Below are 15,092 nucleotides of genomic sequence, written 5' to 3'. Positions count from 1 at the left end.
AAAACATCAGGATCAAGGCCGCAAAGTATAGGGGCGCTGGCTATACTCGGGCGCTTGTCCCGTGAAGCCCGCTTTGGGCCGTTGAACCGCATGCCTGCCGAACTCCAGACGATTATTGACCTGATCCGGTATGGGGCGAGCCGCTTCGGGGAGGCCAGCCTGACTTTCGGCCACAGCTACGACAACGCCATGGACGAGAGCACCCAGCTGGTGCTCCATGCCCTGCACCTACCGCACGACCTCAACCCGATCTACGGCCAGTCGCGGGTGACCGCCGACGAGAAAGCCAAGGTGCTGGGCCTGTTCCAGCGCCGCATCGATGTGCGCGTGCCGGCCTGCTACCTCACCGGCGAGGCCTGGTTCGCCGGCCTGTCGTTCAAGAGTGATTCGCGCGCCCTGGTGCCGCGCAGCCCCATCGCCGAACTGATCCTCAACGGCTTCCAGCCGTGGATCGGCGACGTCGAAGTGCGCGATGCGCTCGACATCTGCACCGGCGGCGGCTGCATCGCCATCGCCATGGGCCACTACAACCCGGACTGGAAGGTCGATGCGGTCGATCTCAGCCCCGAGGCCCTGTCGCTGGCCCGCGAGAACGTCGAGCGCCTCGACGCCCGCAACGTCAGCCTGCACCACGGCGACCTCTACGGCCCGCTGACCGGCCGTCACTACGACCTGATCGTCACCAACCCGCCCTACGTCACCAACGCCGAGACCGACGCGCTGCCCGCCGAGTACGCGCACGAGCCCGAGATGGCGCTCCGCGCCGGCGACGACGGCCTCGACCTGGTGCTGAAGATCCTCCGCGACGCCCCGCTGCACCTGCGCAAGCACGGTGTGCTGATCTGCGAAGTTGGCGAGAGCCAGCAGCACCTCGAGCGCCTGCTGCCCGACGTGCCCTTCGCGTGGATTGAATTCAAGGTGGGGCAGATGGGCATCTTCGCCCTGCACCACGACGACCTCGTGGCCCACCACGCCGACATCGCCCGCTTGGCGAGCCAACGCCCCTGAGCACGGACGCCTGACGCGCATGGCCAGCAACACCTTCGGGCAACTTTTCGCGGTCACCACGTTCGGCGAGAGCCACGGCCCGGCCATCGGTTGCGTCATCGACGGCTGCCCGCCCGGCCTCAGCCTAGCGCCGGAGGAATTCCGCGCCGACCTCGAGCGCCGTGCCACTGGCCGCTCGCGCCACACCTCGCAGCGCCACGAGGCCGACGAGGTCGAGATCCTCTCCGGCGTGTTCGAGGGCAAGACCACTGGCACGCCGATCGCCCTGTTGATCCGCAACGTCGATGCCAAGTCGAAGGACTACGCGAAGATCAGCGAGCAGTTCCGCCCCGGCCACGCCGACTATGCCTACTGGCAGAAGTACGGCATCCGCGACCCGCGCGGCGGTGGTCGCAGCTCGGCGCGCGAGACGACGATGCGGGTGGCCGCCGGCGTCATCGCCAAGAAGTGGCTGCGCGAGCGCTTCGGCGTCACCGTGCGTGCCTGCGTCAGCCAGCTGCATACGATCACCCCGCGTGCGTGGGATTGGTCGTCCGTCGAGGACAGCCCGTTCTTCTGGCCGGACGCCGCCCAGGTGCCCGAGCTCGAGGCCTTCATGGACGCCCTGCGCAAGTCCGGCGATTCGGTTGGCGCCCGCGTCCGCGTAGAAGCTCTGGGCGTGCCGCCGGGTTGGGGCGAGCCGATCTACGGCAAGCTCGACGGCGAACTCGCGGCCGCGATGATGTCGATCAACGCGGTGAAGGGCGTCGAGATCGGCGCCGGCTTCGCCAGCGTCGGCCAGCTCGGCACCGAGCACCGCGACCTGATGCATCCGGACGGCTTCGCCAGCAACCACGCCGGCGGCGTGCTGGGCGGCATCAGCACGGGGCAGGCCGTCACCTGCGAGGTCGCCTTCAAGCCCACCTCCAGCCTGCGCCTGCCGGGCCCCACGGTGGACGTGCACGGCAACGCTGTCGAAGTGATCACCACCGGGCGCCACGACCCCTGCGTGGGCCTGCGCGCGCCGCCGATCTGCGAGGCCATGATGGCCCTCGTGCTCATGGACCAGGCCCTGCGCCATCGCGCCCAGTGCGGCGACGTCGGCGAGATCACGCCGCGCGTGGCGGGCGAGGGTGGCGGCAAACCTGAGCGAAAACCCTAGCCTCGGGCGTCACGCTTCCGAGGCCCGGGGCCGCTGAATCCGCGTCGCGGGCGTCGTGCCCGCGCGCCCTGCGCAGGCGCACCGCGCCGCGCCGCGCACCCGCATCGCTCAACGACACTCATTCGAAAAGGAAAATCCATGTCGAACCGCTTCAAGGTCGCTGTCGTCGGCGCCACCGGCGCCGTCGGTGAAACCATGCTCTCCATCCTCGCCGAGCGGAAGTTCCCCGCCAGCGAGGTCATCGCCCTCGCCAGCGAGCGTTCCGCCGGCAACAAGGTCGATTTCGGCAACCACAAGCTGACCATCCAGGACCTCGCCACCTTCGATCCGACCGGCGTCGACTTCGCGCTGTTCTCGGCCGGCGGCGACATCTCGCGCGAGTACGCGCCGAAGTTCGCCGCCGCGGGCGCCATCGTCATCGACAACAGCTCGGCCTTCCGCATGGACGCCGACGTGCCGCTGGTCGTCAGCGAGGTTAACCCGGAAGCCTTGGATTCGATCCCGCGCGGCATCGTCGCCAATCCGAACTGCTCGACGATGCAGATGGTCGTCGCGCTGAAGCCGATCCATGACGCCGTCGGCATCACCCGCATCAACGTCGCCACCTACCAGTCGACGTCGGGCGCTGGCCGCTCGGGCCCGGAGGAGCTCGGCCGGCAGACCGCCGCGCTGCTGCGCTTCGAGGACCCGAACCCGACGCGCTTCCCGGTGCAGATCGCCTACAACCTGATCCCGCAGATCGATTCGTTCACCGACAACGGCTATACCAAGGAAGAGATGAAGCTGGTCCACGAGACCCGCAAGATCCTCGGCGACGCCAGCATCCAGGTGAACCCGACGGCGGTGCGCGTGCCGGTTTTCTTCGGCCATTCCGAGGCCGTGCACCTCGAGACCCGCGACAAGCTCACCGCCGCCGAGGCACGCGCCCTGCTCGAGAAGGCGCCCGGCATCGAGGTGGTCGACAACCCCGCCAACGGCGAGTGGCCGACGCCGGTGACGCATGCCTCGGGCAGCGATCCGGTCTATGTGGGCCGCATCCGCGAGGACATCTCCCACCCGCGCGGCCTCTCGCTGTGGATCGTTGCGGACAACATCCGCAAGGGCGCCGCGCTGAACGCGGTGCAGGTCGCCGAGCTGCTGGCAGCGAAGCGCGGTTGACCGAAATCCTTGGCGGATCAGGGGCATTCGGCTTACTGTTGCGGCGGTTTTCAAGTGTTGACGTTCGGCCGGGACCCCGTCGGCCGCGTCTTGGGAGAAAGGCATGAAACACCCGGTGAAGGTCCTTCCCCTGGCCATGGCGCTCGCGTTCATCGCGAGCGACGCCCATGCGCTGGGCCTTGGCACGCTCGAAGTGAAGTCGCAGCTCAACCAGCCGCTGGTCGCGGAGATCCCGCTGATCGGCGTCGGCCCGGGCGAGCTGGACGCCCTGAGCGTGCGCCTCGCGCCGCCGGAGGCTTTCGATCGCGTCGGCCTGCCTCGACCCGCCGGCGTCACCGCCAACCTGCAGTTCAGCGTGGGCCGCAATGCCCGCGGTGAGCCGGTGGTGCGTGTCACCACCTCGAACCGCGTCGACGACCCGTTCGTCGCCTTCCTGCTCGAAGCCGATTGGGGCCGGGGCAGCGTGGTGCGCGAATTCACCGCGCTGGTCGATCCGCCGCACATCGCCGCGGCGGTCGTCACGCCGATGGCCGCGCCGACCGTAGCCGCTGTGCCGGCCCCGGCGCCCGTGCCCACGCCGGAGCCCGCCGCCGAGATGCCGCCGCTGTCGGTGCCCTCGCCGCCGGTGGCCGAGACCGAGCCCGCACCGGTCGCCGAACCGCTGCCGCCGGAGCCCGTCGCGCCGCTGCCCGAGCCGACGCCGGCCCCGGTCGCCGCCACGCCGCCTCCGGCCGAGCCGGCGCCACAGCCCGAAGCGGCGCCGCAACCGCCGCCGCCGCCCGAGCCCGCACCGCAGCCGGTGGTTGCCGAAGCACCGCCGCCGCCGCAACCCCGGCCGACGCCGGTCCCGGCCGCCATCCCCGCGGCCACGCCCGGCAGCCATGAAGTGGCCGAGGGCGAAACCCTGTGGCGGATCGCTTCGTCCAATCAGCAGGGCACCTCCGTCGCCCAGATGATGCTGGCCATCCAGCGCGCCAATCCGGACGCCTTCCTGCGCGACAACATCAACCTGCTCCGCAAGGGCGCCGTCCTGCGTATTCCGACGCCCGACGAGGCCCGTGGTCTGGCCAACGCCGAAGCCGAAGACCGTGTGCGTGAGCAGATGGCCGCATGGCGCGCGCTGTCGCCGACCCCGGCGCCGATGCCAAGCCCGGGCGAAGCACCGACGGCCGCGCTGCCGCCGGCCGCCACCGCGCAGGCCCCGGCTCGCCCGTCGGCCACGCCGTCGACGCCGGCCAGCGGTCGGCTCGAGATCGCACCGCCAGCCGGTGCCGGTGCGGCGGGGGCGCAGTCGGGCGCGTCGTCGGGTGGTTCGGGCAGCGAGCTGCGGGCGCAGCTGGATCAGGCCCGCGAGGACCTGTCGGTGCGCGAGGCCGAGCTGCGTGAGCTCCAGTCGCGTCTCACGGAACAGGAGTCGCTCGCCAACGAGCAGAAGCGGCTGATCGAGCTCAAGGACAGACAACTCAGTGCGATGGAGCAGGCCCTGCGCGAGCAGCGCACGGGTGAGGCTGCGGCGTCGTCGGACGGGACACAGCCGGCTGCATCCGGCGCTGTCGAGCCCGCCGCTGCCGGCGCGATCGCATCGGACCCAACGGACGCCCCTGTGGTCGTTACGCCAGACGCGGCCCCCGCTGCCGAAGCCGCCGATCCGGCCAGCCCGGCGCCGGCCTCGCCGACGGCCGCCGCCCCGGCGGATGCGCCGGCCGACGCGGCGGCGCCGTGGTACAGCAACCCGATGGTCCTGGGTGCCGGTGGCTTGGTGCTCGTTGGTGGCCTCGTGGGCCTGTTGCTGCGCCGCCGACGCAGCCCCGACGCGAAGCGCCCCCTTCCGAACGTGCCACCCGCCGCGGGCTCGCGCTCGCGCCTCTCGGACGACGAGGATTTCCTGTCGAACCTCCCGGCTTCCAGCAGCGAGGAGTCGAACGCCGCTGCCGTCGAGGCCGAGGCCGATGCCGTGCCTGTGGCCGCACCGGCGCCGGAGGCACCGACGGTCGACAACGTCGCGGCGCCCGCGACGAATCCGGTGCTGCGCGAGCTCGAGCGCAACATCGACGGGGCGCCCGAGGATCTCGATGCGCATGTCGCCCTGCTGCGGCAGCTGTACAACACCGGCGACACCGAGGCCTTCCTCATTGCGGCCGAGCGCATGCGCGCACAAGTCGAGAAGCCCGGTGACTCGCGCTGGCGCGAGGTCGTGGTGATGGGCATGGGCCTGGTCCCGGGCCACGCGCTGTTTCGCGAGCTGCAGTGGAATCCGATCAGCGGCATCGATGTGCGCACGCGTCCTGCCGCCGTCGAGCCCGAGCCGCCCGCGCCGCCGGTGGTCGAAGCCTTCGACGAGCGCGAGACGGCCGAGCGCCCGATCGTCGAGCTGCCCACCACGGACGAGGCCGGCCTCGACGACACCCGCCTCGAGTTGGCCAAGGCCTACATCGAGATCGGTGACGTCGATGGCGCTCGCGGCATGCTCGAGGAAGTGCTGGCCGAGGGCAGCGCGGCCGCGCGTGCGGAAGCCGAGCGCCTGCTGAAGTCGATCGGTTGAGGTTGCGGCCGCAGGCTTCGACCTGCGGCCTTCCGCCATGCGCTACGCACTCGGCATCGAATACGACGGCAGCGGCTTCCTCGGTTGGCAGCGGCTTTCGCATGGTGATTCGGTGCAGGGTGCGGTCGAGGCCGCGCTGGCGTCGATCCTCCAGCACGAGGTCGATGCCGTGTGCGCGGGGCGCACCGACGCCGGCGTGCACGCCACGCAGCAGGTCGTCCATCTGGAAACCACGGTCGAAAGGCCGCTGCGCGCCTTCGTCGAGGGGACCAATACGCGCTTGCCGCCATCGGTGCGCGTGCTCTGGGCCCAGCCGGTGGCCGACGCCTTCCATGCCCGCCACTCGGCGCGAGCGCGCCGCTATCGCTATCGACTGTTGAACCGGCGCGTTCGCCCGGCGCTGCTTCGCGAGCACTTGAGCTGGGAGCCGCGGCCGCTCGACGCCGAGGCCATGCATTGCGCCGCGCAGGCGCTGCTGGGCGAGAACGACTTCAGCGCTTTCCGCACCGCGCAGTGCCAAGCCCGCCACCCGATGCGCGACCTGCACGCGATCACCGTGCGTCGCGAGGACGAACAGGTCATCGTCGAGGTGCAGGCCAACGCGTTCCTGCACCACATGGTCCGCAACATCGTCGGCAGCCTGATGGTAGTCGGGCGCGGCGAGCGTCCGGAATCCTGGGTCGCCGAGCTGCTGGCCGGCCGTGATCGCACCGTCGCCGGCCCGACGGCGCCTGCGGCCGGATTGACCTTCCTCGGGCCGCGCTACCCGCACGCCTGGGCCTTGCCGGAGGCTGTCAGTCTGCCGGCCGACTGGATCGACCGGCCGCGTCCGCTCGCCGTCCTGCCTTACGCCGACCTCGATGCCTGACGCCATGGCCCATCGCACCCGCATCAAGTTCTGTGGCCTGACCCGACCGGGCGATATGCGCTTCGCCGGCGAGCTCGGCGTCGACGCGCTGGGCTTCATCTTTGTGCCCGGAAGCCGCCGCGCACTCGATCCCGCCCAAGCGGAATCGCTGCGCGCCGCCGTGCCGCCGTTCGCGCAAGTCGTTGCGCTCTTCATGGACCCGGAGGAGGCGCTCGTGCGGGCCACGATCCGTGCGCTGCGCCCGACGCTGCTGCAGTTCCATGGCCGTGAAGAGGCCGCGTTCTGTGAGCGGTTCGGCCTGCCGTATGTGAAGACTTTGGCGATGGGCGAGGGCGCGGCCGCTGCGGAATCGCTCGGCAAACGCTACCCTTCGACGGACGCCTTTCTGCTCGATGGCCACAAGGCCGGCGAGCAGGGCGGGCAGGGTGCCCGGTTCGACTGGTCCGACCTGCCCGCGCTGCCGAAGCCTTGGCTTCTGGCCGGCGGGCTCACTCCCGACAACGTCTTCGAGGCGGTCCGCCAGTCGCGGCCGTTCGGCGTCGACGTGTCCAGTGGCATCGAGAGCGCTCCCGGCCTGAAGGACGGTGAGCGCATGGTTCGTTTCGTCGAAGAGGTTCGCCGCGCCGATGGCTTCATCGCAGATCCCCCCGTCCGTTGACGATTTCCACCAGTACCCGGACGCCCGCGGGCATTTCGGCCCTTACGGTGGCAGCTTCGTCGCTGAAACGCTGATGCAGCCCTTGGCCGAACTGGCCGAGGCCTATCGCGTCGCGCAGTCCGATCCCGCGTTCCAGGCGGAACTGGCGGACGACTACAAGCACTACGTCGGCCGCCCGAGCCCGATCTACCACGCGGCCCGCCTGTCGGCGAAGGTCGGCGGCGCGCAGATCCTCCTCAAGCGCGAAGACCTGAACCACACCGGCGCGCACAAGATCAACAACACCATCGGCCAGGCGATGCTCGCCAAGCGCATGGGCAAGACCCGCATCATCGCGGAGACGGGCGCCGGCCAGCACGGCGTGGCCTCGGCCACCGTCGCCGCGCGCCTCGGCCTCGAGTGCGTCGTCTACATGGGTGCCACCGACGTCGAGCGCCAGGCGCCGAACGTGTTCCGCATGAAGCTGCTCGGCGCCACCGTGGTGCCCGTGGAGAGCGGCAGCAAGACGCTCAAGGACGCGCTGAACGAAGCCTTGCGCGATTGGGTCACCAACGTGCACGACACCTTCTACATCATCGGCACCGTCGCCGGTCCGCACCCTTACCCGACGCTCGTGCGCGACTTCAACGCCGTGGTCGGCAAGGAATCGCGCGCGCAGATGCTGGCCGAGTACGGCGCACTGCCCGACGCCGTCGTCGCCTGCGTCGGCGGCGGCAGCAATGCGATCGGCATGTTCCACGCCTTCCTCAACGACCGCGATGTCGCGCTGATCGGCGCCGAAGCCGCGGGCGACGGTGTCGCCACCGGCCGCCACGCCGCCTCGCTGGTGGCCGGCCGCCCGGGCGTGCTGCACGGCAACCGCACCTACCTGATCTGCGACGACGACGGCCAGATCACGGAGACGCACTCGATCTCGGCCGGTCTCGACTACCCCGGCGTCGGCCCCGAGCACGCCTTCTTGAAGGACACCGGCCGTGCGCAGTACGTCGGCATCACTGACGACGAGTGCATGGAGGCCTTCCACCTGCTGGCCCGCACCGAAGGCATCCTCGCCGCGCTGGAAAGCAGCCACGCCATCGCGCAGGCGATGAAGCTCGCGCGCACGATGCGCAAGGACCAGCGCGTGCTGGTGAACCTGTCGGGCCGCGGCGACAAGGACATCTTCACCATCGCCCGCCGAGAGGGGATCTCGCTGTGAGCGCCGTGAACCGCATCGACGCGCGACTCGCCGCGCTCAAGGCCGCCGGCCGCAAGGCCCTCGTGCCCTTCGTCACCGCCGGCGATCCGTCGCGCGAGTCCACCGTGCCGGTCATGCACGCCCTCGTCGAAGGCGGCGCCGACCTCATCGAGCTCGGCGTGCCGTTCTCCGACCCGATGGCCGATGGCCCCGTCATCCAGAAGAGTTCCGAGCGCGCCATCGAGCGCAAGGTCGGCCTCACCTTCGTGTTGGAGGCTGTGCGCGCCTTCCGCGCCTCGGACGCGACCACGCCGGTCGTGCTGATGGGGTACCTCAATCCGATCGAGATGCGCGGTGTCGAGCGCTTCGCCGATGAAGCCGCCGCGGCGGGCGTCGACGGCGTGCTGCTGGTCGACCTGCCGCCCGAGGAGGCCGACCCGGTGCGCGAGGTGTTCACCGCCCGTGGCCTGCACCTGATCGCCCTCGTCGCACCGACCACCACCGAAGCGCGCCTGGGGCCGCTGCGCACGCACGCGCAGGGTTACCTGTACTACGTCAGCTTCGCGGGCGTCACGGGCGCCAGCAAACTCGACGCCGGCGACGTGGCCGCCAAGGCCGCGGTGGTGCGTGCCCACAGCCCGGTGCCGGTGCTGATCGGTTTCGGCATCAAGGATGCGGCCTCCGCCAAGGCGCTTGCGGCGCATGGCGATGGCGTCATCGTCGGCAGCGCGCTGGTGCAGGCGCTGGCGGAGGCGGCGGACCCCGTCGCCACCGCGCGCGCCTTCCTGCAGCCGATCCGGGCCGGCCTCGACGGCTGATCCGGCGCCGGCGGGGGCTTTCCGGCCCCCTGCCGGCCTTCCGCTACACTTTGCGGCCCTGACCACACCCGGGCCCTCCATGAGCTGGTTGAACAAGCTGAAACTCGGCGGCATCCGTACGCAAGGCGGCAACAAGCGCGGCGTGCCGGAAGGCCTGTGGGAGAAGTGCGACAACTGCGGCGCCGCCCTCTACGCGCCGGAAGTCGACCAGCACCTCCACGTCTGCCCGAAGTGCGACCACCACATGCCGATCGGTGCGCGCGAGCGCATCGCCGCCTTCCTCGACGCCGACAGCTTCGTGGAGATCGGCGCCCACCTCGAGCCGGTCGACGCGCTGAAGTTCCGCGACCAGAAGAAGTACGCCGACCGCATCAAGGCCACCCAGAAGGCCACCGGCGAGAAAGATGCGCTGATTGCCGGCGCGGGGCGCCTGATGGGCATGCCGGTGTGCGTGGCGGCCTTTGAATTCCGCTTCATGGGCGGCTCGATGGGCTCCGTGGTCGGCGAGCGTTTCGCGCTGGCCGCCGAGCGTGCCCTCGCCGATCGCAGTGCGCTGGTGTGCTTCTCCGCCACCGGCGGCGCGCGCATGCAGGAAGGCCTGTTTTCGCTGATGCAGATGGCCAAGACCTCCGCGGCCATCGCCCGGATGCGCAAGGCTGGCGTGCCCTACATCTCGGTGTTGACGCACCCGACCACCGGCGGCGTCTCGGCCTCGCTCGGCATGCTCGGCGACATCAACGTCGCCGAACCGAAGGCGCTGATCGGCTTCGCCGGCCCGCGCGTGATCGAGCAGACGGTCCGCGAGCGCTTGCCGGAAGGCTTCCAGCGCAGCGAGTTCCTCGTCGAACACGGTGCCGTGGACCTGATCGTCGACCGACGCGAAATGCGCCAGCGCCTCGCCTCGCTGATCGCCCTGCTGGGCCGTCGCCCGGCGCCGGTCGAGGCGGCCTGATGGGCGCGCGCAAGTACTTCGGCACCGACGGCATCCGCGGCCGGGTGGGCGAGGGCGCCATCTCGGCGGATTTCGTCCTGCGCCTCGGCAACGCCTACGGCCACGCGCTGCGCGCGGCGCGCGGCGAGGGCGACTGGCGCAAGCCGCTGGTCGTCATCGGCAAGGACACCCGCATCTCGAACTACATGTTCGAAGCGGCGCTGGAGGCCGGCCTCGTGGCCGCCGGCGTCGACGTCCAGCTGATGGGCCCGATGCCCACGCCGGCCGTCTCGCATCTGACGCGTTCGCTCGGTGCCGACGGCGGCATCGTCATCAGCGCCTCGCACAACCCGCACTACGACAACGGCATCAAGTTCTTCTCGGCGGAAGGCGAGAAGCTCGACGACGCCACCGAGCTCGCCATCGAGGCCGCGCTCGAACACCCTTTCAGCACCGTGCCCTCGGAAAAGCTCGGTAAGGCCGTGCGCACCCGCGACGCCGTCGCGCGCTACGTCGAGGCCTGCAAGGGCTCGGTGCCGCGCCGCTTCAACCTCGGCGGCATGCGGATCGTGGTGGATTGTGCCCATGGTGCGACGTACCAGCTCGGCCCGCTGGTGTTCCGCGAACTCGGCGCCCGGGTGGACGCCATCGGCGTCGATCCGAACGGCTTGAACATCAATGACGGTGTCGGTTCGACCCATCCGGAATTCCTCGCCGCCCGCGTGCGCGAGACCGGCGCCGAACTCGGCATCGCCTTCGACGGCGACGGCGATCGCGTGCTGTTCGTCGACAGCGATGGCGTCGTGCGCGATGGCGACGACCTGCTGTGGATCCTCGCGGACGACTGGCAACAGAGCGGCCGCCTCCGTGGCCCGGTGGTCGGCACGCTCATGACCAATTACGGCCTCGAGCGCGCGTTCGCCGAGCGCAACATCGGCTTCCTGCGCACCAAGGTGGGCGATCGCTACGTGCACCAGGCCCTGATGGAGAACGACGCCGTCCTCGGCGGCGAAACCTCCGGCCACCTGCTGTGCCTCGACCGCGTGAGTTCCGGCGACGGCATCGTCAGCGCGCTGCAGGTCCTCGAGGTGCTGCGCCGTCGCGGCCTGACCTTGAAGCAGGCCCTGTCGGGCATGGCGAAGGTCCCGCAGAAGACGGTCAACGTGAAGGTCGCGCCGGGCGTGAAGCCGGCCGAGGCCGAGAGCGTAAAGGCGGCCTTGGCCGATGCCCAGGCAGCCGTGCAGGGCAGGGGCCGTGCGTTCCTGCGCCCCTCCGGCACCGAGCCGGTGGTGCGTGTCACCGTCGAGGCCGACGATGCGGGCCTGATGCAGCGCGTGCTCGACGCTCTCTCCGCCGCGGTGAAAGCCGCGGCTTGATCCGCGTCATGCCGGCCCGCGAAGGCCGGGCTGACGATTCACCCCCCGAATCCCCGAGACGATCCACGACGATGGCCATCCCCACCCTCGATATCCGCCGTTTCACCGAGCCGTCCAGCGCCGGCGACCGCGAGGCCTTCGTGGCCGAGCTCGGCGCCGCCTACCGCGAGTGGGGCTTCTGCGGCATCCGTGGACACGGCATCCCGCAGGCGCAGATCGACCGCGCCTACGACGTCTTCCAGCGCTTCTTCGCGCTTCCCGAAGCCGCCAAGAAGGCGTACCACGTGCCGGGCAGCGGCGGTGCGCGCGGCTACACGCCGTTCGGCATCGAAACGGCGAAGGGCGCGAAGCACTTCGACCTCAAGGAGTTCTGGCACGTCGGCCGCGAGATCCCGCGCGATTCGAAGCACGCCGAGGTGATGCCGGCGAATCTGTGGCCGAGCGAGATCCCGGAGTTCAAGGAAGTGGCCTACGGCCTGTTCACCACGCTCGACCAGCTCGGTTCGCGCGTGCTGTCGGCCCTTGCATTGCACATCGGCCTGCCGGAGCAGTTCTTCGCCGACAAGACCAACTTCGGCAACAGCATCCTTCGCCCGATCCACTACCCGCCGATCACCGCGGACGACATCCCGAATGTCCGCGCCGGGGCGCACGAGGACATCAACCTCATCACCTTGCTGGTCGGCGCCAGCGCCGCGGGCCTTGAAGTGCTCTCCCAGAAGGGCGAGTGGGTGCCCTTCACCTCGGAAGCCGACACCATCGTCGTGAACATCGGCGACATGCTGCAGCGCCTGACCAACCACGTGTATCCGTCGACGACGCACCGCGTGGTCAACCCGCCGGGCGATGCCGCCCGCCAGCCGCGCTATTCGACGCCGTTCTTCCTGCATCCGAATCCGGATTTCCTGATCGAGACGCTGCCGGGCTGCATCACGCCGGAGAATCCCAACCGCTACCCCGAGCCGATCACGGCGCACGGCTACCTGATGGAGCGCCTGCGCGAGATCAAGCTGGCCTGATCCATTCGCTCTCGCCAGTGGCCACGAAGCCCCGCAATGCGGGGCTTCGTCGTTTCCGGGCCGGCTCAGCCTTCGTCGCGGAAGTCCTTGGCTTTCGCCGCGATCAACGCCCCGGCAAGGCGGTCGGGCAGGTACTTCGAGAGCGCGGCGATCAGGCGGTTGGCGCGGCCGGTCACGAGGCGCGTCCGTCCCGACTCGACGGCGTCCACGCCGAGCTTCGCCACGGTCGCGGCGTCGAGCCAGATGCCCTTAGGCAGTTTGGCCACCGTGGCGCGCATCCCGTTCACGTCGTGGAACTCGGTGTAGGTCATGCCGGGGCAGAGCGCGGTCACGTGCACGCCTTTCGGCCCGACTTCCTTGGCCAACGTTTCGCTGAAGCGGATCACGAAAGCTTTGGTCGGGCCGTACAGCGTGTGCCCGGCCGTCGGCGGCACGAGGCCGGCCAGCGAGGCGACATTGAGGATGCGCCCGTGCCCCTCGGCCTCCATCGCCGGCAGGAAGCGGTGGGAGAGCTCGCAGACCGCCACCAGCAGAACCTGCAGCGAGGCCTGGTGGGTGGCCCAGTCCTTGGCCAGGTAGCGGCCCGGTACGCCGAAGCCGGCGTTGTTCACCAGCGTGTCGACGCGCAGTCCGCGCGCCTCGCAGTCCGCCACCAGCCGGGCCGGCGCGGCTGGATCGGCGAGGTCGGCGGCGATCACCTCCACCTGCACCTGCGGCCGCAGTTCGGCGGCGAGGGCCTCGAGCCGGTCCGCCCGGCGCGCCACCAGCACCAGGGGTTTGCCGCGCCGCGCGTACTCGCGGGCGATCTCCGCACCGATGCCGCTTGAGGCGCCGGTGACGAGGGCGAAACGGTCGGTGCGGAGCAGGGCGGGCATGTCAGGAATCCATCGAGGCCCGGGTGGGCGGCCTGCTATCCTTCCGCGCCTCGAAACCTTGGAGCAAGCCCGCATGCGTCCCCGCATCGTCGCCGGCAACTGGAAGCTCAACGGCACGCGCGCCTCGGCAAAGGCGCTGCTGCAGGCCATCGTCGACGCGCCGCGCCCGGAAGGCGTGCAATGCCTCGTGATGCCGCCGATCGCCTATCTCGCCGAGTCCGTGGCGGGCTTCGCGGGCCAGGGGGTCGGTTTCGGCGCACAGGACCTCGATGCCCACGAAGCGGGCGCGTTCACCGGAGAGACCTCGGGCGCCATGCTGAAGGACGTCGGCGCCACCCACGTGCTGGTCGGCCATTCCGAGCGCCGCCAGTTCCACGAGGAATCAAGCGACCTCGTTGCCGAAAAAATGCTCGCTGCGCGCCGGGCGGGCCTTGTGCCCGTGCTATGCGTGGGCGAGAGCCTGCACCAGCGCGAGGCCGGCCAGACCGAGTGGGCGCTGTCGGGGCAGGTGGCTGCCGTGCTGAAGCGGGGTGGCATCGAGGCCTTCCGCGGCGCCGTGCTGGCGTACGAGCCGGTCTGGGCGATCGGCACGGGCCGCACCGCCACGCCGGAGCAGGCGCAGGAGGCGCATGCGTTCCTGCGTAGCGAACTTCGAGCGCACGATGCTACAATCGCCGACTCGCTGCCGATCCTTTACGGTGGCAGCGTGAAGGCCGCCAACGCCGCCGAGCTGTTCTCGCAGCCCGACGTCGATGGGGGACTGATCGGCGGAGCATCGCTGGTCGCCAACGACTTCCTCGCCATCGTCGCAGCCGCGGCGCGGTGAACTGAAAAGACATGAACCTGATCGTCCTCGCCACCGTCATCTACGTCCTCGTCGCCGTCGCGATGGTCGTGCTGATCCTCATGCAGCGCGGTGCCGGCGCCCAAGCGGGCAGCGGCTTCGGTGCCGGTGCCTCGGCGACCGTGTTCGGCGCCTCGGGCTCGGCCAACTTCCTGTCGAGCACGACGAAGTGGCTGGCCGTGGTGTTCTTCGCGATGAGCCTCGGCATGGCGTGGTACGCCAGCAAGCATGGCGGTCGCCTGATGCCGTCGGATACCGATGACGTCGGCCTGATGTCGGAAGCGGCTCCGGCCGCCGACGCGGCGGCCCCGGCCCCGGTCTCGACGGATGCCCCGGCGGCCGAGGCTCCGGCTGCTCCGGCTCCGGAGGCAGTTGTGCCCGCCGCGGCTGACGTGGCGGAACCGGCCGCGGAAACCGCGACGCCGGCGGCAGAAAATCCGCCGGAAGGCGAGTCAGGCGGCTGATGGCCTGATATAATCTCGTTGCTCCGCGAGCCTTACGGAGCATGCATTACAAGCCCAGATGGCGGAATTGGTAGACGCACTACCTTGAGGTGGTAGCGACTTAGGTCGTGGGGGTTCGAGTCCCCCTTTGGGCACCAAACAATCGAAGTCTTGTATCGCGCCCCAGCCCGGGGCGCGATCGCAATGCGCCCCCGGGGCGCTAGCCGAGGGCCT

14 protein-coding genes and 1 tRNA gene are annotated in these 15,092 nt (G+C 70.1%); 14 read left to right on the top strand and 1 reads right to left on the bottom strand.

Annotation, left to right across the window (positions count from 1 at the left end):
- The first annotated feature begins 90 nt into the window (after positions 1 to 90).
- From prmB to O9280_RS06480, 11 genes are all read left to right on the top strand, one after another.
- A complete protein-coding gene (prmB, locus tag O9280_RS06530) occupies positions 91 to 1,008 on the top strand; it encodes a 50S ribosomal protein L3 N(5)-glutamine methyltransferase (RefSeq protein ID WP_298340365.1) in 918 nt (305 codons plus the stop codon).
- A 19-nt stretch (positions 1,009 to 1,027) separates the two neighbouring features.
- Positions 1,028 to 2,149, top strand: coding sequence for a chorismate synthase (gene aroC / locus O9280_RS06525; protein ID WP_298340363.1), 1,122 nt, complete (start codon positions 1,028 to 1,030; stop codon positions 2,147 to 2,149).
- 138 nt (positions 2,150 to 2,287) lie between these two features.
- Complete coding sequence (locus tag O9280_RS06520; RefSeq protein WP_298340361.1) at positions 2,288 to 3,307, top strand: aspartate-semialdehyde dehydrogenase; 1,020 nt, start codon at positions 2,288 to 2,290, stop codon at positions 3,305 to 3,307.
- Positions 3,308 to 3,410: 103 nt separating this feature from the next.
- Entirely contained in the window at positions 3,411 to 5,849 is a 2,439-nt protein-coding gene (locus O9280_RS06515; protein ID WP_298340359.1) for a FimV/HubP family polar landmark protein, read from the top strand.
- Between the two features lie 37 nt (positions 5,850 to 5,886).
- Entirely contained in the window at positions 5,887 to 6,717 is an 831-nt protein-coding gene (truA, locus tag O9280_RS06510; protein WP_298340357.1) for a tRNA pseudouridine(38-40) synthase TruA, read from the top strand.
- Between the two features lie 4 nt (positions 6,718 to 6,721).
- Positions 6,722 to 7,375, top strand: coding sequence for a phosphoribosylanthranilate isomerase (locus O9280_RS06505; RefSeq protein WP_298340355.1), 654 nt, complete (start codon positions 6,722 to 6,724; stop codon positions 7,373 to 7,375).
- Complete coding sequence (gene trpB, locus O9280_RS06500) at positions 7,344 to 8,573, top strand: tryptophan synthase subunit beta (protein ID WP_298340353.1); 1,230 nt, start codon at positions 7,344 to 7,346, stop codon at positions 8,571 to 8,573. Before O9280_RS06505 ends, trpB begins: the two co-directional genes overlap by 32 nt.
- A gap of 5 nt (positions 8,574 to 8,578) precedes the next feature.
- Positions 8,579 to 9,370 carry a tryptophan synthase subunit alpha gene (gene trpA, locus O9280_RS06495; RefSeq protein WP_298340624.1) on the top strand — a complete coding sequence of 264 codons (792 nt, stop codon included), beginning with the start codon at positions 8,579 to 8,581 and terminating at the stop codon, positions 9,368 to 9,370.
- Between the two features lie 79 nt (positions 9,371 to 9,449).
- Positions 9,450 to 10,322, top strand: coding sequence for an acetyl-CoA carboxylase, carboxyltransferase subunit beta (accD, locus tag O9280_RS06490; RefSeq protein ID WP_298340351.1), 873 nt, complete (start codon positions 9,450 to 9,452; stop codon positions 10,320 to 10,322).
- Positions 10,322 to 11,677, top strand: a complete 1,356-nt coding sequence (gene glmM, locus O9280_RS06485; RefSeq protein ID WP_298340349.1) for a phosphoglucosamine mutase — start codon at positions 10,322 to 10,324, stop codon at positions 11,675 to 11,677. Before accD ends, glmM begins: the two co-directional genes overlap by 1 nt.
- Before the next feature lie 71 nt (positions 11,678 to 11,748).
- Positions 11,749 to 12,696 (top strand): 2-oxoglutarate and iron-dependent oxygenase domain-containing protein, encoded by a 948-nt coding sequence (locus O9280_RS06480; protein ID WP_298340347.1) that lies wholly within the window; start codon positions 11,749 to 11,751, stop codon positions 12,694 to 12,696.
- A gap of 65 nt (positions 12,697 to 12,761) precedes the next feature.
- Here the strand turns inward: O9280_RS06480 and O9280_RS06475 are convergent, their stop codons facing one another.
- Positions 12,762 to 13,571, bottom strand: a complete 810-nt coding sequence (locus O9280_RS06475; RefSeq protein WP_298340345.1) for an SDR family oxidoreductase — start codon at positions 13,569 to 13,571, stop codon at positions 12,762 to 12,764.
- Between the two features lie 73 nt (positions 13,572 to 13,644).
- Here O9280_RS06475 and tpiA point away from each other — a divergent pair, with 73 nt between their 5' ends.
- From tpiA to O9280_RS06460, 3 genes are all read left to right on the top strand, one after another.
- Positions 13,645 to 14,397 (top strand): triose-phosphate isomerase, encoded by a 753-nt coding sequence (gene tpiA, locus O9280_RS06470; RefSeq protein ID WP_298340343.1) that lies wholly within the window; start codon positions 13,645 to 13,647, stop codon positions 14,395 to 14,397.
- An 11-nt stretch (positions 14,398 to 14,408) separates the two neighbouring features.
- Entirely contained in the window at positions 14,409 to 14,879 is a 471-nt protein-coding gene (secG, locus tag O9280_RS06465; RefSeq protein WP_298340341.1) for a preprotein translocase subunit SecG, read from the top strand.
- Positions 14,880 to 14,931: 52 nt separating this feature from the next.
- A tRNA-Leu gene (locus tag O9280_RS06460) sits at positions 14,932 to 15,016 on the top strand.
- Positions 15,017 to 15,092: the final 76 nt, after the last annotated feature.

The organism is Silanimonas sp., from assembly GCF_027531545.1.
Lineage (GTDB): Bacteria > Pseudomonadota > Gammaproteobacteria > Xanthomonadales > Xanthomonadaceae > Silanimonas.
Note: the sequence above shows the minus strand (reverse complement) of the source record. Positions and strands in the feature narration are given on the sequence as shown.